Genomic DNA, 17492 nt, shown 5'->3' on the forward strand with positions numbered 1-17492 from the left:
CGGGATAGAGGCTTTCCAAGGTTTTGTTGATCAGCATGGCCACCAGGTTGCGGTGGTGGAAATCGCGACTTTTGGGGCTCAGTTGTTGCACATCCAGCCCGTAGCACATGGGCACTTCGGCCTGCTCGGTACTCTGCAGCGGCTTGGTGTGTTCCAGTTGCTCGGCCGGTATCAGGTCGCGCAGCTGATGCTGGTAGGCCGAGACCGACAGGCTGAGGTCCAGAGCCATGCCTTCGGCGTCGCTGAGCACCACCACGGCAGGGATTTTTGGCTGGGTGCTGGGGTAATGCCGCGCCATGGCGCCAAGCCTGCCGATTGGCAAGATCTCGGTACGCGGCTGGCTGCTCCAGGCCAGCGACATGCGCTGATGTTCCGGTTTGAAGTCCTCGACCCAGCTCTTCAAAGCGCTGACCGGCAGTACATGGGGCTGGGAGGAGGGTGCCTGGTTGCCTGCCACCAGTTCGGCCATGTCGAGCCTACGCATGTGCCGCTGGCGCAGCGCGGCGGAGGCGGTGATGCGGGCGGTCATGGCATTGGTCCACAAATGCGGGCTGTAGCCGATCCAGACTTCCTGGGCGGTGTCCGAGCAGGTGTCGGCCCAGACCCAGCCCATCGACGGGCCGGACAGGTAGCCGTCGCGCTGCTGGTAGTTCTCCAGCCCCCGATAGCGCAATTGCTTGTAGCGGCCTTCGCCGTCGTGCTCGTGAATGACCAGCTTTTCGCCGTGGGTGCCTTGCATGAACACGTAGACGTAACCTGGGCGCAGGGCACGCAAGGTGTAGGACGAGTGCTGCAGCGGGGAGAAGCCTTGTTCCAGGTCGAAGCCCGAGTCGGCGTAGCGGCAGGCCGGCGCATCGGCCAGGCGCGGCACGATGGCATAGCGAATCGGCAGGATGGGCACGCGGGCACTGCAGGCAGGGATGGAGGTGGCGCGGCTCACGAAGGCGTCAGTCATGGGGCGTTCCTTGCTGTTGATCAGTGCTTGGTCTTCTTGCGCACTGATTGGTCTTTGCGCTTTCGAGGTGGAGCGGCTCCTTCCTCGTAAGCTTCTGGGGGCGGAGGTGCAGCGCGAACATTAAACAGGCGACAGATGGCGTACCAAGCGATGGCGACGGTCAGGTTGTAGGGGAACAGCACAGCCCAAACCGGTAAAAGCCAGTTTTTCTTGCCCTGCATTTCACCGGGCTCGCCGGTTCGCCACGGGGCGTAGTGCTGCCAGGCCTGTGCTGGGGTCAGGCAGATCTCGTGGAGGGGGCGGTAGAGCCAGTTGGGCTCGCCTGGGGGCGGTAGCTTGTCCGGGCCGTGGTCCATGAAGTGACGGAGGTATTCCCAGACTTCGGCGACGTACTGGATATCGGGTTCGGTGGGTTCGTTGCTGTCGATCCAGAGGCAGTCTTTTTGGTGGAGTGTGCCATCTTCGCGGCGAGGGGCGAATGCAAGGGCATAGCTGGTACTGAAAGAGGAACCGCCGAATTCAGTGCGTTTAAATAGGCCTCCAGTGACATTGTTCCAATCGAAGGTAATTAAGGTTTTCCCTTTCTGAAAGTAAACTTTCTTGGTTGCTCGGTTGAGGTAGAGACTTGATAGGCTTCTGATGCAATAAATTCGATAGGCTAGAAATGGGGTGAATATTAATGGGCTGATCAGATATTGAAATAAGGAGTGTGCATCCGATGTAAGTATATAGTAATATTCCATGTCTAGGGCGTCAGGGTATAATAACGTTGCAAAGCTTAGTGTTATTGCTGTATAAAGCTTCCCCATGAATACGGAATCGCTCACCCAAGGGTTGCGTAAGATTAAGTTGGTCTGTGTTACGCTTGTGGCTTGAGCTCTTATGCTTGGGCTATAATTGGTTTTTTGTTGTCGGGAAAATATCCATGCAGTTGCCATGCTTATTACTCAAGAGTGAATATGTTAAAAAGTTCAGCTTCTTGGTCTAATCCAATGGCTGGGCGATATTTGACCTCAAGGATTGCTTTATCACATTTCCCTATTTCGGCTTTAATATTAATTAGTAGTCCGCCTTGGAGCTTGTGGCAGGTTGGTGTTGGTAATGGGATGGCTTGGGGCTTGCTATCCAGTGCAGCGCTTAAAGTTGCATGCCATTCACTTTCCCCAATTATAAACTCCTTTAAGAAAAACGTGAATTCGGCAACTCTAGGCTTTAATTTAAGCTGTTGGCTAGTGATGGTGTTCCAATTGGGAGGTAGCCATGATCCGCTTGTCGTTAATTTGCTGTCATATTGGTTTAGTCCTAAGCTTCTTACAGTTTCAGATGATAGAAGCAAAGGGGAATAGTGATCGGCGTGCCAAGCTTTGACCTCCTGTGTGAGGTTTGTAAATGGCGGAAGCTTTTTTTCATAGTCTAGTTGTATCTCTTTCCTGTATTCCCCATCATTCAAACGGTTACCGAAAATTGATCTTGCGGCCCAAAGCTCTATTGGGTTATGTATGCGAGCAGCCGCCTTCGCGTGTAGATACAGCCCCCCGATAATCAACGCAGCGCCTACTAACACAATGGCCGCTGCGGCCAATCCTGCAAAAGAAATGAACAACGTCCGGCCGGCAATGGCTAGACTGCCCTCTAGCATTAAAATAGATCCAATGCCGGTTGAGCTGCCACCATAAAAGGTTAGATCGGCGGCTGCATTGCTGCCGTGTAATTTTTGTCGCCTGGATTTATTTAAGTCAGAGTATGCGCTTAGAACTATTGCAGGGTATCCCGATAGCCGCGCAAATAAATTACTACTTAGGAACTTTATAAGTCCATTGCCAAATGCCATCCCCGGCGCTGTAGAACTCAGCCGCAACATCACCGCCTTCTGCGTAGCCCGCACCCCCACCAACGTCGCAGCCGAAGCCCCAATCACGCCAAATATCGAGGCGGCAAACCCTGCCGTATATTCCGGCGCATGACTCTTCTGCAAATTGTTATAAGCCGATTTAAGTGCAATCACGTTGAACCACAGCATCCCGGCGTTCAAACCCGTCCCGCCGCCTGAGGTGAGCAATGCTTTGGGCTTGGGCATCACCCGTGTGGTCGTAGTCAACTCGACCGACACCGTTCGGCTCCCAGTAACCCTGAGCAGTTTCATCTCCTCGACCTGTGCCATCCCGGTCTTCAAGTAGTGCTCCACCTCCTGGCTAAACGGATTCCCCCGCACGCTCTGATCGGTGATCTGGTAACGCGCCGCCAACAGCCCGAGCGCTTTCTCGGCATTGGCCTCCTGCGCCGCCAGCAACACTTGCTGGCGCAGGTTATGACTGGCATCCCAGCGCGTGTGCCCACGCATGCGCTTGAGCACCACGGTGTTGACTGACTGGGCGGTGAGGTCAGTGATGTCGGCGATCGCCGGGAAGCGCCCGTACAGCCCTTCGATCACATTATCTGTGCCGCCCAAGAGTGTGCCGACCGCATCGGCCTTGTCCCTGAACGGATTGAACGGCGCCAGCGCCACGTACAGCGGGCTGTCGTGCTGGTCCAGCCACTGCTCCAGACGCTGGAGGCGGCGGTCGTCGTCTTCGGTGCCGGGCGCCGGCTGGCCCATCGGGTGAATCATCAGGGCCAGGGATATTTCCAGGCCACGGGCCGAGGTGCAGTCGTTGCGGTCATAGCAGGCCAAGGCCGCCGCCAGGCTGTAGGGGTCATCGATGTGCTGGGGTTCGGCGGTGGCCAGCCAGGCGTCGTGATCGTTGCTGGCTTGCAGAGCAAGCTCGCGCAGGGCGGCGATGCGTTTTTCCAGCGCCTCGCGCTCCTCGAGAAACTGCAGGTATTTGGCCGTGTCGAGCCGCTGCCCCAGGCGTGCACCGTTGGGGGAATAGTATTCATGGGTGAGCGCTCGAAAGCGTGCCGCAGCCGGGGATAGCATCGGGCTGCCAGCAGGCATGCTCAGGCGTTGCGCCGCCTGGCCCAGCGGGCGAGCGTCTGCGGGATAGAGGCTTTCCAAGGTTTTGTTGATCAGCATGGCCACCAGGTTGCGGCGGTGGAAGTCGCGGCTCTTGGGGCTCAGTTGTTGCACATCCAGCCCGTAGCACATGGGCACTTCGGCCTGCTCGGTACTCTGCAGCGGCTTGGTGTGTTCCAGTTGCTCGGCCGGTATCAGGTCGCGCAGCTGATGCTGGTAGGCCGAGACCGACAGGCTGAGGTCCAGGGCCATGCCTTCGGCGTCGCTGAGCACCACCACGGCAGGGATTTTCGGCTGGGTGCTGGGGTAATGCCGCGCCATGGCGCCAAGCCTGCCGATCGGCAAGATCTCGGTACGCGGCTGGCTGCTCCAGGCCAGCGACATGCGCTGATGTTCCGGCTTGAAGTCCTCGACCCAGGTTTTCAACGCACTGACCGGCAGTAAATGGGGCTGGGAGGAGGGCATCTGAGTACCGGCCACCAGCTCGGCCATGTCGAGCCGGCGCATGTGCCGCTGGCGCAGCGCGGCGGAGGTGGTGATGCGGGCGGTCATGGCATTGGTCCACAAATGCGGGCTGTAGCCGATCCAGACTTCCTGGGCTGTGTCCGAGCAGGTGTCGGCCCAGACCCAGCCCATCGACGTGCCGGACAGGTAGCCGTCGCGCTGCTGGTAGTTCTCCAGCCCCCGGTAGCGCAATTGCTTGTAGCGGCCTTCGCCGTCGTGCTCGTGAACGACCAGCTTTTCGCCGTGGGTACCTCGCATGAACACGTAGACGTAACCTGGGCGCAGGGCGCGCAAGGTGTAGGACGAGTGCTGCAGCGGGGAGAAGCCTTGTTCCAGGTCGAAGCCCGAATCGGCATAGCGGCAGGCCGGCGTATCGGCCAGGCGCGGCACGATGGCGTAGCGGATCGGCAGGATGGGCACGCGGGCGCTGCAGGCAGGGATGGAGGTGGCGCGGCTCACGGAGGCGTCAGTCATGGTTGGATTCCTTGCTGGCGATCAGCGCTTGCAAATCACGAAGTCTGCTTTGTGGCGAAGTTTGGAGGTTGGTGTAGATAGTCCCCGCCTCGTCACTGCTCATCAGCCACATGTGTTCTGCCGCCAGCAGAATGAATTGCCCTGCGACCTCTTCGTCATGGAAATTGAGCGTTTTCAGTTGGGGCAGCAGTTCCTCGATCCATTGACGGATTTCAGCCAGATTCCGTGGGGTATGCAGGGGCATGGCCAACACCTCATGGGTTAGGCTAAGTACGAAGTGCTCATGTATGCCGGCTTGCAACCGGAAAATTTCATCCTGTTGAATAGCAAGGGGTGCATCCGACCTTGAACGAAGCACAGTCGGGCTGCGCTCAAGCTGCTGCCACTCATGGGCAGGCCCCCATTTGACACGCCATATCAGCCGCGACATCGGTCCAAGCCAGGCTGTGCGATGGTCTTCATCGAGTGCCTCCAGCCACGCACCAAGGTGATCAGGTTTGAGCTGATGGGTCGCCGGCTGTTGGTCCTCAAGCGTGACTTCCACCAAGCTGGTGAAGTGCTCGGACAGCGCTGCAAGGCTGACATCGGCATCCAGCGCGATGACCGCTCCGATGGGCGCCCAATTCGTCAGGGCGTGGCGCTGCAGATCAGGAGCGTTGGTGATATCTACGAGCAAGGGACCGAACTCATGTTCGTCATCCATGGCTGTGTCTTTCCACACCCACGCATGTTCAATCCTGCCTGTAACCTCATCCATGAGTTCCAGGAGAGAAGGGGCATAGGCGGGTACCGGATGACCTCCCTGTGGTATCGGTCGGAATGCCCAGTGTTCGATTTCGCGGGCCATCAGCAACAGGAAGCGACTCTGGTAGAGCGCACTGGGCGGCCGGTGTTGGCTGGCAGGTGTCGATCCGTCCACATTCATAGTTCACGCCCTCGCAGGCAGCGACAGTCAGCCAAGGCGCAGCTGCCATCGGGACGGCGTCCGCAGAGACGATCCAATGGTTCGCCGCAGATTGGTGCGCTATTGATAGTGAAGGGGTTGCCTGCTCCGTCCGCATTCTTGAGCAAGTCGCCATTGACGCGGATAGTCGAGCCGTCCAGGGTGATGCCGGTCTTATCGATGCGGATGGATCCTCCAGGCCCTTGGATGACCAGCGCGTCTGCGACGCGAAGTTCGTAGCGGCTTGTGCGCCTGCGAATCTGTGCGCGAGCTTCCAGCGTTGCGTGGCCTTCGACTTGCTGTTCCAGGTTTCCGCCAATCGTTATCGAGTGATTGGCGGTAATCTGATCCTGGCGATGGTTGCCTACCGTCTCGACGCGGTCCTTGGCTATGTGGAGAGTCTGGTTACGCCCCACGTTGAGAAAGGCGTCCTGGCCGATGGTGACCCGTTCATCGTTGCCGACCGTTTCCCTACGGTCGTGACCGATGGTGATCGTCTCGTCATGATCGACGTTTTCACTGCGATCATTGCCAACCTGTGTGGTCTCATCGTGCTTGACCACATTGTTCTGGTCTCGCTCGGCATGGATAAACACCTCCTGCCTGCCCAGTTCATCCTCAAAACGCAGCTCATTAAAACCATTGCCCTTGTGGGTCTGGCTCTTGATAGTCATCCGCGTCTTGTGGTCAGGCAGGTCGTAGGGCGGCAGTTGGTTCCCGCAATAGGTGCGCCCGGTAATCAGCGGTTGATCGGGGTCACCGTTGACATACTGGATGATCACGTCCTGGCCAATACGAGGGATGGCCATCGAGCCCCAGCTTCCACCTGCCCAGCCCTGCGATACCCGCAACCAGCAGGAGCTGAACTCGTTGTTCTGGCTCTCGCGGTCCCAGGGGAAACTGACTTTGACCCTGCCCCACTCGTCGCAATAAATCTCTTCACCCGGTGGGCCGACAACGGTAGCCATGTGCGGCCCATCGACGCGTGGCTTTGCCAAAGGCGCAGGGCGCCATTCCGTTCTGCCGGGTACGAGTTGTGTGGTATGGGTATAACGTGTGCTCTGGTCGACGCCAGCGGCTTCCTCTTGCAGGCTGGTGAATTGGCTGCCTTCGTGAATAACCGTATTCACTCGCCAATGCACATTGAGGTCATCCCTAGGGTGACCTACAAGCGTGAAGCTGAGCCCAGGTTGCAGGCGAGTATCATCACCCTTGACCTCGGCGACACGCGCATCATGGCGTAGAGCGGTAATTCGGTTTTCGGTGAACGGCTTGCCCACGGCATCACGTTTGTAGCGGCCAGGGTAGTCGAAGCGTTCGTAGTCTTTGGATTGGTGCTCCAGATGCGGACCCGGGGCTCTGTGCTCCTGGCGGTAAGCCGGGTTGGTGAAGGTATGGTCGCGCTGAACTTGCCATGCTGTACGCACCTGTTCGCTGTAGCGCAAACGCCACAAGCAGGATCTGGCCTGGTCGCCTCCGCTGTTGGCCTGATATAGGACGTTGTTGGGGCCGATCAGCTCGTCAGCATCGACAAATCCCTCGTCTTCATCCTCGGTTTTGAGAGCACCTTGGCTGATTAGGCCGAATGATTGCAGTCGGTCAGTGATGATCAGTTTGTGGCGCTTTTCACTGTGTTCGAAGCGGTAGATGAAGCCTTCTTCTGCCGCCAGACGGGAGATGAACTCCAGGTCTGTCTCGCCGGCTTGCACGCAGAACTCGCGGACCTGGTGGTCCATGCTGGCGCGCAGTTCAAACTGGGTAATGCCTTGGCGCTTGAGCATCAGCTCGATTATTTGTGGGACGGTCTTGTGCTGGAAGATGCGCCAGTTCGAACGCAGCTTGGCACGGGCCAGTTGCGGTTCGACCACGGCGTGGTAATAGGTGCGGTAGAAACCGCTTTCGGCCTGGCTGAAGCTGCTGACCAGGCCGTGTACATAACGTACCGGACGCTCGTCCTCCCAGAGGGTGAACAGCACAGGTTTGTCGAGCAGATGGCCGAAGTCGATGTTGTTGTCGAAGCTGATCAGCTTAAGGTCCAGTTCGAAAGGCGTGCTGATGCCTTCCTTGAGCGTGAACGACACGACTTCGAACTGAGCGTTGCCCACCAGCGGCTGGAAGCTGTAACGCAGGTCAGATTGGCTAGGCATAAAATATCCTTTTCCGCCGTCTGAGTATTCGAAGCGCCCAGGCAGAAGCGGCCTGCCTGGGACGTTTCAGTTAGATCAGACGATCGGTTTACGCCAGTCGTCAGAGCCTTCGGTACCCGCAGTCACGTGGGTCCAGGAGATCTTGCGGTACGACATCGCCACCTCGACCAGTTGCGTGTAGTTCGCGTTCTTCGCATTCTGGGCGTGGGGCAGGACGGTGTTGATATCGACGATGGTGGCGTCTTCAAGCTTGGTGGTGAAGAAGTGCTCTTGCTTGCCCTCTACCGAAGTGCGATACCAGTTCACTTCAACGGTTGGCAACATTTCGCCGCTGGCCAGCGCTTGGTACATCAGCGGCGTGGCCTTGTTCAGCGAGCTGGTGAAAATGAACGGTTTGTGCACCCGTTGCCCGGCCGGTTGGCCGCTTTGCGGGTCGGTCGGAACGGTGACCTGGTGCTTGACTTCCTGTACCAGGATTTCGTCTTCATGGCCTTCGACAAACACGTTTCCGACCGAGTCGGAGGTGAAGGCACCGGCGGTGATGTTGCCTTGGGTTTGGCCTTCGATCTTGATGTAAGCGGGTGTTGGCATTGCAGTTACTCCTGCGTCCATGTGGGAAAAACACGCGCACCACAGGTGGCGTGGCCATCGGAAGCGATGGGCTTGTTAACGAGGCGATACCTCGATAATTCGTTGCATTCAGTGGTACCCGGTGTGGGCTGTTTATTGCTGCAAGATGACGTTGAGCGACTCCAGCACCTCGGTGGTAAGCAGGTGCAGGCGGTAGCTGTAGATCCCGTAGGCGACCGCCATGGCGATGGCTGATATGACTAACGGACTCCACCAAGGCCATATCCGGGTCATGCGGTAGTTGCGCGGGGCGACGTTGGTATAGGGGTCGCAGACTTCTTCGGGCGTGGGGCCGCGAAGTTCACGGATGATCCCGTGAAGCTGGTGGATCAGTGCATTCAGGGACTCTTCGCCCTTGGGGGCGATGGCGTACTTGCCCTTCAAGCCCAGGCAAAGCGCGAAGTACATGAACTCCAGCACGTCCTTGTACCGCTTGGGCTCCTGCATCAGCCGAGAAAGCACGGTGAAGAATTTCTCACCACCCCAGGTTTCATCGTGGAAGATGCTGAGCAGGGGCTCATGGCTCCAGCAACTGTTCTTGCCCCAGGGCCGCTCCATGACCGCTTCATCGATGTACAGGCACAGGCCGTAGGAGTACGCCAACAGGTGAGCGGGCTCATAGCCGTGCTGGCGTATTTCTTCGCGGATGTTGTCGATCTGATTGCGCACTTGTTGGTGCACGTCCTTGATGTTGGGCAGCGCATCCAATGTGCGTAGGCGCATGACCAAACCGAAAAGCGGCATTGCGGCATCCAGCATCAGGTTGGTGAGGCCGCCTCGTAGTTGAAAGTCTGGATCAGCTGGGTAACCTTCATAAAGGGGCGCAGGCTCTGGCTTCTCTGCGGGTTCTCCAGACGGTACGGCTGCGTTAGGGGCTTTTCCACGAAGCGTCGAGTTCAACGGTCGGGTCCCAGCACTCTGAGCATCGGTGAGCCCTGTTTTATTCTGATCCATGTCACTCACCCCTAATCGCCCAGAACTGCAGTTCAAGCCCTGGGAATTCACCCGCAACATGGAAGCCGAAGCCATTGGCCGACTTCATGCACGCCCAGGCCGGGTCGCGCTTGTCCAGCTCGAAATAGCTGAAGCCTGCATGGAACGGCAGGTCGCGTGGTGCGACAGGCAGGGGTAACAGCGGGATGCCAGGTAGTTGCAAAGGCACCAGGTCATTCAATGACTCAAGTGAGGTGACCTTGGCTTTCTGAATGAACATCTGACGCAACGTCTGCGGCGGCAGGTTGGCACGCACGGCGACGATGAAGTCGGCTTCGTCGGTCAGGCGACGGTCATCCAGCGTGGTCTTCATCACGCCATAGTCCAGCGTCTCCAGCGGCAACGACATGGCGCGTGGTTGCAGGACTGTGCTCAGTGCCCGACGCAGGGTGTCTTCCAGGGGCTTGAACGAGGTACGCAGGGCGGTGTGGTGATAGGCCGGGTATTCTTGCGGCAGTCGGTTCTCGTCGGTGAAGGTGACGAACTCACCGCAGGCCTGGCTCATGGACAGGTACAACTGTTCAGGATGCGTTTGCCCTTGCCTGGCCAGGTGGTTGAAGCAGGGCCACCAGCGGTTCATGGCCTGCAGCAGGTTGAAGTCGCGGATGTCAGCAATGCCGGACTGGCCCGATGCGCCAATGCGGACGGCAAGATTGCGTGCACGCTCGCGTAGGGTGTTGGTGATTTCTTCGAGGAAGCGTTGAAGCGCCGGCACGGCTCGCACCGAGACGCTGGTGGGGTAGAACGTTTCGTCCAGTTGCAGGCTGCCGTCGGGACGTCGTTCCAGGATGCGTGCCAGGGCCAGGCGGGTGTAGGCGCTGCTGTCCTCGGCTTTGCGTTTGAGCTGCAAGTTGGGCATGGCCAGGTCGACCTGCACCAGGTCACCGTCGGCGCTGTGGGTATCCTTGATTTCCTCCGCCTGGGCGTTGTAGCGGAAGTTGGCGGCATTGTCGGGCCAGCTGACTTCTCGGCCCCCCTCGGTACGCAGCGGCAGGCACAGAAATATCTCGCTGTCTTTCGAACCGTCGTCCTCGATTTCCAGGGGCGGCGGTGGTGGCAGATCGGCTGGAATGTCGAATACCGTGCCATCGGGCATGATGCCGCGTGCCTTGGTGATGGCGATCTTGCCCAGGCTCAGGTACTCATCGTTCAACTGCAGTTCGCTGAAGCCGTAGAACGCCGCGTTGAGGCTGCCAAGGCGTTGATGAAAGGCTGCTTCACTGGCACGTGCGGCTTGTTGGAAGTGCTGCGGTTTGACGAACAGGCCTTCGGGCCACAGGACGGGGTTACGTGAACTCATGAGCGCTCCGTGTCAGCGTGAGTAAGGGGGGAAGGGTGGAGAGGCGCTGTCATTCCTCCTCCTTGAGCAAGATCTGAGCGTCGTTGACCAGCACTGAAAGAATGATCTGGTGGCCGCGTGGCGGAATTCGCAGCACCTGCTGCCAGGTCGCGTTTTGCTGGTTTCGGTAGTCACCAATCACCGCGACGAAGCGGGTTTCGGGCTCGATGGGTTCAAGCGGAATGAACTTGAACTGGCCTGGGTTCAGCAGGTAATCGTCATCGCGGATGTAGGTACTGCGCAGGGTCTTGGCGGGGTCAGCGTCAAGCAGTTGGTACACGCTGTTGCGCAGCAGCGAGTCATCGCGCAGTTGCAGGATCTTGATTGCAATCGGTGTGGCGATAGGCGCGCTAGCTGCAGTCATGCTGTTTGGCAGCGTGAGGACCACCGTTGGGTCGTCATAGCTGCCGGGGGTGCTTTCTTCCATAGGGGAGCGAGCCAGGTCACCGTCGTCACCCTCGTCGGTCTCCACAGGTGACATCGCGGGGAATTGCGTCTGCAGGTACTCGAACAAGGTCCCGACTTTGTCGGTCAGCGTGTGTGGGTCTGCGGCGCTCAAGGTCACCGCGTAAGGGCTTGCTTCCAAGCTGCTCTCAGGTATGGCCGCTACGTCGACGCTGTTCGGATTGCCGTTGAGCGTTGGGCTGACGTTGATGCTGAACGCGACTTGAGTCGGGTGGTCCTTGGGCGGCCCGATCGGTAATGAATGATCCCTGATCACTTGAGTGGCTCTGTTCCAAGAGGTGCAGCCGGAAAGCCCAAGCAGCATGATCAGCAGTGGAGCAGTCAAGAAAGGTAGGCGGCTCATAGGCGTTCTCCCGCCGTCAGATGTTGCAGCGGATCCGCTGTTGATGGCGCTGCATCAGCCAGGGCGTCGAAGGCCGCCATTGGGTCTTTGCCCATGCACGGATCGAAGACGGAGCAAATCTCGATAACGAACTCGGGGCCAGGCGGCCTGTGCTGCCAAGCGTGGGCTGGTACTTCGGCAATCAGCCTATCGAGCACCCTGGAGTCTGGGTGGAACAGGTCTTCCAGCGAACGCGGGTGTGCGTGCTCATGGGCGTAATTGGCCAGCAGCTGATACGCACCGATTCGCAGCCGGTCACCTTCCAACAGACGCCGAGGGGGTAGCGACCCCAGGCAATCAATCCCATCGTTTACATAGGTATGGTGACAGTGATCGATCACGCAGAAGCTGCCCTCGATCCAGCGGATTTCGCAATGGACCGGCGCAACGCTGTAGTGCCGGTCGTTGATCACCCAGCTGGCACCTTCGCTGCCGATGGTGCCGCCCGTGCGGTCGAACCGATGACGCAGGGTGACGGTGTGGTGCACCTGGTCGAGATTGATGATGCTCAAGGTCAATGTGCTCATGACCGCCCCCGGAAGCGAACAACAGGACTAATTTCGCCATCGCGGTCATCGACAAAGCTGGTCCAGCCCAGGTAGGCGCCTTGGCTGCGGTGTAGGCAGAACGGCGATAGCGCGTTTTGCTTCAGGTGCAGCTCCAGGTCGTACGCCAGGCCATCGCGCAGCAGAAAGTCGATCAGCGCCCGCAAGCGACCAAAGTTGATGCCACTGGGCAGCAAGGCACGCAGTTGCGCCTGGTCGAGTTCGCTGATGACGATGGTGAATTTGCTGCTGCGGGTACGGGTGCGGCTGCCGACCATGAACGTGCTCCCCAGCTCGCCGTTACTGCGCCCAAGGCTTACCAGCTGTTTGCTTTTCGTCGGTACTGAGCGCGTTTCGAATTCGCGAATTCGCACATGCGTCAGGTCGAAGCAGTGGGCGATGATGCCGGCGACGGTTCCCGGTGCGCGGCTGCGGCTGGCGATAACTCCGGCAAAGCTGAGCAGTCGGCTCCAAGGCAGTGTCGTATCGCCGCGCAGCTGTTTGTCGTTCAGCCCTAGCAATGCAAACATGTACTGGGAGAACCCATCGCTGGCACCGGGTTGAAAACGGATGTAGTAGCGGTACTTGCGCCAGATCCGGTGCAGCAGGCTGAGCACGTAATGGTTGAAGAAATCGAAGAAGGCCGGCCGCACGCCTACACCCTGGGCATGCTCATAAGCCACCTGCTCCAGGTAGTAGGTTGGCAGCGGCGAGTCGGTGCCGTGCAACCCCATGAATGTGGTGCATACGCGATAGCGCTCGTCTTCCCCGGGCATACGCTCGGCTTTGTACACATCCGATACGGGAAAAGTCAGCCGTGGGTCGCTTGCCAGACGCACGCGCAGCCGGGTGGCCTCGTCCGGCCAGCGCGGTTCCAGGTCATCGCCATGCAGGCCATGCAGCCGCTCCAGCAACTGGAAGAAGTTGTACTGGTGGGCGTTGGCCATCAGCTTGTCGGCTAGATCAGCGGTTGCTTGCCGGTCTGGATGGGCCATGTGTAATGCTCGTTGTTGGTGGTGTTGATCACTTCCAGTTGATGGAAGGAGTTGATGCTGGCGTAGAGGGCGAAGAAGTGCGCGAGCACGCAGCCGAACAGGTACAGGTCGCCCTCGCAGATGAAGGCCGCCTGATCCAGCTTCAGCCGGGTGTGCAGGCCGCGAATGGGTTGCCCCTTGATCAACCAGTCCATGGGCTGCGTCTGTATTTCGCGGATCCCGTCGAGGCGTTTGCGGGTAGTGCGCGCTTGCTGGATGTCGTGCAAGGCGGCGAAGTCGTAGGCACGAATCACCGCCTTGAGCGGCTCCACCGAAAGCAGCGACAGGTAGTTGAGCGACATGTTGGAAATCAAGGCCCAATGCAACTGGCCGTCCAACACGGGTCGATAGGGGCGAGTGGGCGCGCAGATGTTGGTATAGGTCGCCAGGGGGGGCGTGACCTCAGTGAGGACGTTGATGTCATCCACGCCCAACGCGAGTGGTAAATCCCGATTGGTGCAGGTCAGGTCGATGGACGCTGTTTCCAGTTCGCCTATATAGCTGTTGGCATCGGCACGCACGAAGGCAATGCGGTGAGTGACGCCATCGCCGCGCAAGGATTCTTCGAGCTGGTAACGGTAGTAGAGTGCCGTGCGGCCCTGGACATGTTCGATTTCGTGGGCGAATGACTCAAAAGGGCGGAAAGTGCGCAAGTGCTCGCCCGTACTTCCGTCAGTGGTCGTTTGGGTGCTGATAACCTCATCGACGCTGAAGATTTCATAGGCGTACTGCTCTTCGCTTCTTGGCTTCAGCTCTACCTGAGCAGCCTCGCTGGCCAAATCGATGGGCTCGGCACTGTGCTTGAACAGGTTGACTGCCGGGGTGCAGAACAGGCTGAAATCTTCTGTGCCAACGCGCAGCGGTTCTGGCAATTGACGCGTGAAATGGAATTCAATGCCCACCTGCTGGCAGTCTTTTGCCGGCCAGAGCTTCTCCAGACCTTTAATGCTGAAGAAGTGGAAACGTTTCGGGAACACGAAGTATTCCTGCAGAATCCGGTAGCCATCGAAGACGTTCTGCGGGTAGGGGAGCAAGGCTTCGTCAGGGCTGAAACCTGGGAAGGCGATGCTGCTGGCCGGTAGCCGGCGCACCTCACCCTCTATCGTCACGCTGATGTGTTTGATGTACTGGGAAATCCATAGATAGAGCGTGCGGGCGGTGCGGTTATCGCCGCTCAGGTGAAAGTCCAGGCTGGAGCACCCCAACGTGTTCAGTGGCCGCTCGACCAAAGTTTGCAAGCCGATGCGAACCATCGAACTGTCGAGTGTCTGAGTTGCACTCACGGCATCGATTTCGAACGGATGAATGTTCACTGATGTGCAGGTGCGAAACTCACAGGGCACACCGTCCACGGGTTTCGAGAACAACCTTGCACCTTTGGGAATGCGCTGTGATTGGCTGAGCGATTGTTGGCGTGGCGTGAACTGTATGATCGTGGCACTGGGCAGCGGCCGCAGGTAGTTGGGCCACAGCAGCTGCAGCATGGGGTGCGTCAATTCCGGCAGGTCATCTTCCAGCTTCAACCGAAGTTTGGCCGTCAAGAACGCAAAGGCTTCCATCAGCCGCTCGACATCGGGATCGCTTCCCGCCTTGCCCAGCAGTCGAGCAAGTTGTGGGTTGTCCTTGGCGAAGTCGTTTCCCAACTCGTGCAGGTAACGCAGTTCTTCGCTGAATCTGTCCTTTAGTGACATGGTTCATCTCACTCGGGTATAGCGGTTGTGCCCGTTGACCAGCAGCTCCAGTTGCAACTGCTCCGCGTGGTTGTTGACCTGTACGTGGCAGTCCAGACGAAAATGCAACTCCAGCGGAGCGTGGCAATCGGGAACCGCTTTGAGCGCACGCACGTGGATGCGTGGCTCGAAGCGCTGAAGGGTGCGGCGGATATCGGCGCTCACTTGCTGCAGCAGGTCGCCACTGCTCACGTCATGCCCGTTGAAGTCGCGCAGGCCCAGCTCAGGGCTGCTCTGGGAGCAACCTTGGCGGGCATTCAGCAGCGTTTCGAGGTGGCGCTTGATGGCGGCGAACTTGTGCGAAGCGTTCTCCTGGCGAGACGGCTCCCGGACGGCAGACTGATCCGCCATCAAACGATCGAAAAACCCACTCATTGCGTGTCGAGCCGACCTACCAGAGAGATCTCGAAGTTGGCACCCATGTACTTGAAGTGCGGACGCACGGCGAGCGAGACCTGGTACCAGCCCGGATCACCGGCCACATCCGAGACCTCAACCTTGGCAGCACGCAGCGGCCGACGACTGCGCACGTCAGCCGAAGGGTTTTCCTGATCGGCGACGTATTGCTTGATCCATTTGTTGAGTTCGGACTCAAGGTCGCGGCGCTCCTTCCAGCTGCCGATCTGCTCGCGCTGCAGCACTTTGATGTAGTGGGCCAGGCGGTTGACGATGAACAGGTAAGGCAGCTGGGTGCCAAGCTTGTAGTTGGTCTGCGCCTGCAGGCCTTCGGGCGTCTTGGGGAAGTTTTTCGGCTTCTGCACCGAGTTGGCCGAGAAGAACGCGGCGTTGTCGCTGTCTTTGCGCATGGTCAGGGCAATGAAGCCCTCTTCGGCCAACTCGAATTCCTTGCGGTCGGAGATCAGCACCTCGGTAGGAATCTTGGCTTGCAGCTGCCCCAGGGATTCGTACAGATGCACTGGCAGGTCTTCAACGGCGCCCCCGGATTGCGGGCCGATGATATTCGGGCACCAGCGGTAGCGGGCAAAGCTCTCGTTGATGCAGCTGGCCAACAGGAAGGCCGAGCTGCCCCACAGGTAGTTCTCGTGCCGACCGTTGATGTTCTCATCGTAATTGAAGCTGCTGATCGGCTGATCCTGGTGGTGGTAGGCGGAGCGCAGCATGAAGCGCGGCCCGGTCAGGGCGGCATGGCGGGCATCTTCACTTTCGCGGAACGCGCGCCATTTGGCATGACGGGGGCCTGCAAAAATGTCTTTGATTTCCTTCAGATTGGGCAGCTCTTCAAAGCTGCTCAGGTTGAAGAACTCCGGGGAAGGCGCTGCAATGAACGGGGCATGTGACATGGCGCCCACAGATGCCATGTAGCTCAGCAATTTGATATCAGGCGAAGAGGGCCCGAAGTTGTAGTTGCCGACCATGGCGGCAACGGGCTCGCCACCAAATTGGCCGTAACCGGCGGTGTAGACATGTTTGTAAATGCCGCTGCAAGTGATATCTGCCGCGTTCTCGAAGTCGTCGAGCAACTCTTCTTTGCTGACATGCAAGACTTCAAGTTTGATGTTCTCGCGAAAGTCCGTGCGGTCGACCAGAAGTTTGAGGCTGCGCCACGAGGATTCGAGCTGCTGGAACTCAGGCTGATGCAGGATGGCATCCATCTGTTTGCTCAGTACCCGATCCAGCTCGGCGATCATCTGATCGACGCGGTGCTTGTTGATGAGTTGATCTGGGTCATTACTTTTGAGGATTTCGGCTATGAAGGCGGATACACCCTGCCGGGCAACTTGGTAACCCTCTTGCGCGGGAACCAATTTGGTTTCCGCCATGATCTGATCGAGCAAGGTGGCATTGTTCAACGTTTCGGACGTTGTTTCGACAGTGACGGTTGTGCTGCTTGGCTTTGGCATGGGGACGCTCCGTTGTCTCAGTCTTCTTTGGGCGCTTCAAGCACCAAGTCCAGCTCTTGGGCGAGTTGCTTGCGGGCATGCTCGTCGTTCAACAGATGTTGCAGCTGTTTGCGGAAGGTAGGCACGTTGCCCAGCGGGCCTTTCAGGGCGACCAGCGCTTCACGCAACTCCAGCAGCTTGTGCAGCTCGGGCACCTGGCGGGCGATGCGATCCGGCCCGAAATCCTGGATGGACTTGAATTGCAGGTTGACTGCCAGCTCGGCATCCGGGGTCGCGCTGAGCGCGGAGGGCACCGACATGCCCAGGCTGACATCGGCGTCGTTCAACACGTTGTTGAAGGTGTGTTTATCGATGCGCATGACCTGGCGGTCTTCGAGGGAGCGGCTGTCATCAAGGCCAAAGTCACCCAACACCAGCATCTTGTGCGGCAGTTCTACTTCGGCCTGCTCGTCACCGGTGGCGGGCACATATTTGATGTTTATACGCTCTTTTGGTGCGACGGAACCTGTGCTCTTTGACATCGAGAAATGTCTCCC

15 protein-coding genes are annotated in these 17492 nt (G+C 58.5%); all 15 read right to left on the reverse strand.

Translation table 11 applies throughout. The annotated features are described in order from the left end of the window. Positions 1-955 (reverse strand): T6SS effector BTH_I2691 family protein (locus ACZ6YA_RS21035; RefSeq protein WP_465899084.1); only part of this gene is annotated, 955 nt, incomplete at its 3' end. A 20-nt stretch (positions 956-975) separates the two neighbouring features. Further along, on the reverse strand, positions 976-1893 hold the full coding sequence (locus tag ACZ6YA_RS21040) for a DUF6708 domain-containing protein (protein ID WP_465899086.1): 918 nt from the start codon (positions 1891-1893) through the stop codon (positions 976-978). Between the two features lie 5 nt (positions 1894-1898). After that, the gene (locus ACZ6YA_RS21045; protein ID WP_465899088.1) at positions 1899-4886 is read right to left on the reverse strand and encodes a T6SS effector BTH_I2691 family protein; all 2988 of its coding nucleotides are present in this window, start codon (positions 4884-4886) and stop codon (positions 1899-1901) included. Next, the gene (locus ACZ6YA_RS21050; RefSeq protein WP_465899238.1) at positions 4879-5733 is read right to left on the reverse strand and encodes a DUF4123 domain-containing protein; all 855 of its coding nucleotides are present in this window, start codon (positions 5731-5733) and stop codon (positions 4879-4881) included. The genes ACZ6YA_RS21045 and ACZ6YA_RS21050 overlap by 8 nt, the downstream gene beginning before the upstream one ends. A gap of 74 nt (positions 5734-5807) precedes the next feature. After that, positions 5808-7976, reverse strand: a complete 2169-nt coding sequence (locus tag ACZ6YA_RS21055; protein WP_465899090.1) for a type VI secretion system Vgr family protein — start codon at positions 7974-7976, stop codon at positions 5808-5810. Between the two features lie 75 nt (positions 7977-8051). Then, positions 8052-8567, reverse strand: a complete 516-nt coding sequence (locus tag ACZ6YA_RS21060) for an Hcp family type VI secretion system effector (protein ID WP_465899092.1) — start codon at positions 8565-8567, stop codon at positions 8052-8054. Positions 8568-8699: 132 nt separating this feature from the next. Continuing rightward, positions 8700-9560, reverse strand: coding sequence for a type IVB secretion system protein IcmH/DotU (gene icmH, locus ACZ6YA_RS21065; protein ID WP_465899094.1), 861 nt, complete (start codon positions 9558-9560; stop codon positions 8700-8702). Position 9561: 1 nt separating this feature from the next. Beyond that, the gene (tssK, locus tag ACZ6YA_RS21070) at positions 9562-10899 is read right to left on the reverse strand and encodes a type VI secretion system baseplate subunit TssK (protein ID WP_465899096.1); all 1338 of its coding nucleotides are present in this window, start codon (positions 10897-10899) and stop codon (positions 9562-9564) included. A gap of 49 nt (positions 10900-10948) precedes the next feature. Continuing rightward, complete coding sequence (gene tssJ, locus ACZ6YA_RS21075; RefSeq protein ID WP_465899097.1) at positions 10949-11746, reverse strand: type VI secretion system lipoprotein TssJ; 798 nt, start codon at positions 11744-11746, stop codon at positions 10949-10951. Continuing rightward, complete coding sequence (locus ACZ6YA_RS21080; protein WP_465899099.1) at positions 11743-12312, reverse strand: FHA domain-containing protein; 570 nt, start codon at positions 12310-12312, stop codon at positions 11743-11745. The genes tssJ and ACZ6YA_RS21080 overlap by 4 nt, the downstream gene beginning before the upstream one ends. Next, positions 12309-13325: a type VI secretion system baseplate subunit TssG gene (tssG, locus tag ACZ6YA_RS21085; protein WP_465899101.1), complete on the reverse strand. Its 1017-nt coding sequence runs from the start codon at positions 13323-13325 to the stop codon at positions 12309-12311. Before tssG ends, ACZ6YA_RS21080 begins: the two co-directional genes overlap by 4 nt. Further along, on the reverse strand, positions 13289-15055 hold the full coding sequence (gene tssF / locus ACZ6YA_RS21090) for a type VI secretion system baseplate subunit TssF (RefSeq protein WP_465899103.1): 1767 nt from the start codon (positions 15053-15055) through the stop codon (positions 13289-13291). The genes tssG and tssF overlap by 37 nt, the downstream gene beginning before the upstream one ends. Before the next feature lie 3 nt (positions 15056-15058). After that, positions 15059-15469: a type VI secretion system baseplate subunit TssE gene (tssE, locus tag ACZ6YA_RS21095; protein ID WP_465899105.1), complete on the reverse strand. Its 411-nt coding sequence runs from the start codon at positions 15467-15469 to the stop codon at positions 15059-15061. Beyond that, entirely contained in the window at positions 15466-16956 is a 1491-nt protein-coding gene (gene tssC, locus ACZ6YA_RS21100; RefSeq protein WP_465899107.1) for a type VI secretion system contractile sheath large subunit, read from the reverse strand. The genes tssE and tssC overlap by 4 nt, the downstream gene beginning before the upstream one ends. A gap of 17 nt (positions 16957-16973) precedes the next feature. Beyond that, on the reverse strand, positions 16974-17477 hold the full coding sequence (tssB, locus tag ACZ6YA_RS21105; protein WP_465899109.1) for a type VI secretion system contractile sheath small subunit: 504 nt from the start codon (positions 17475-17477) through the stop codon (positions 16974-16976). Positions 17478-17492 lie beyond the last annotated feature (15 nt).

The sequence above is a fragment of the Pseudomonas sp. NPDC090752 genome (assembly GCF_055584805.1).

Excerpts from the sequence above, each read along its gene's own strand:
- tssK (WP_465899096.1), bottom strand. The coding sequence starts at position 10,899 with ATGAGTTCACGTAACCCCGTCCTGTGGCCCGAAGGCCTGTTCGTCAAA.
- tssG (WP_465899101.1), bottom strand. The coding sequence starts at position 13,325 with ATGGCCCATCCAGACCGGCAAGCAACCGCTGATCTAGCCGACAAGCTG.
- ACZ6YA_RS21045 (WP_465899088.1), bottom strand. The coding sequence starts at position 4,886 with ATGACTGACGCCTCCGTGAGCCGCGCCACCTCCATCCCTGCCTGCAGC.
- tssB (WP_465899109.1), bottom strand. The coding sequence starts at position 17,477 with ATGTCAAAGAGCACAGGTTCCGTCGCACCAAAAGAGCGTATAAACATC.
- tssC (WP_465899107.1), bottom strand. The coding sequence starts at position 16,956 with ATGCCAAAGCCAAGCAGCACAACCGTCACTGTCGAAACAACGTCCGAA.
- ACZ6YA_RS21055 (WP_465899090.1), bottom strand. The coding sequence starts at position 7,976 with ATGCCTAGCCAATCTGACCTGCGTTACAGCTTCCAGCCGCTGGTGGGC.
- ACZ6YA_RS21060 (WP_465899092.1), bottom strand. The coding sequence starts at position 8,567 with ATGCCAACACCCGCTTACATCAAGATCGAAGGCCAAACCCAAGGCAAC.
- icmH (WP_465899094.1), bottom strand. The coding sequence starts at position 9,560 with ATGGATCAGAATAAAACAGGGCTCACCGATGCTCAGAGTGCTGGGACC.
- tssE (WP_465899105.1), bottom strand. The coding sequence starts at position 15,469 with ATGAGTGGGTTTTTCGATCGTTTGATGGCGGATCAGTCTGCCGTCCGG.
- ACZ6YA_RS21080 (WP_465899099.1), bottom strand. The coding sequence starts at position 12,312 with ATGAGCACATTGACCTTGAGCATCATCAATCTCGACCAGGTGCACCAC.
- ACZ6YA_RS21040 (WP_465899086.1), bottom strand. The coding sequence starts at position 1,893 with ATGGCAACTGCATGGATATTTTCCCGACAACAAAAAACCAATTATAGC.
- ACZ6YA_RS21050 (WP_465899238.1), bottom strand. The coding sequence starts at position 5,733 with ATGGCCCGCGAAATCGAACACTGGGCATTCCGACCGATACCACAGGGA.
- tssF (WP_465899103.1), bottom strand. The coding sequence starts at position 15,055 with ATGTCACTAAAGGACAGATTCAGCGAAGAACTGCGTTACCTGCACGAG.
- tssJ (WP_465899097.1), bottom strand. The coding sequence starts at position 11,746 with ATGAGCCGCCTACCTTTCTTGACTGCTCCACTGCTGATCATGCTGCTT.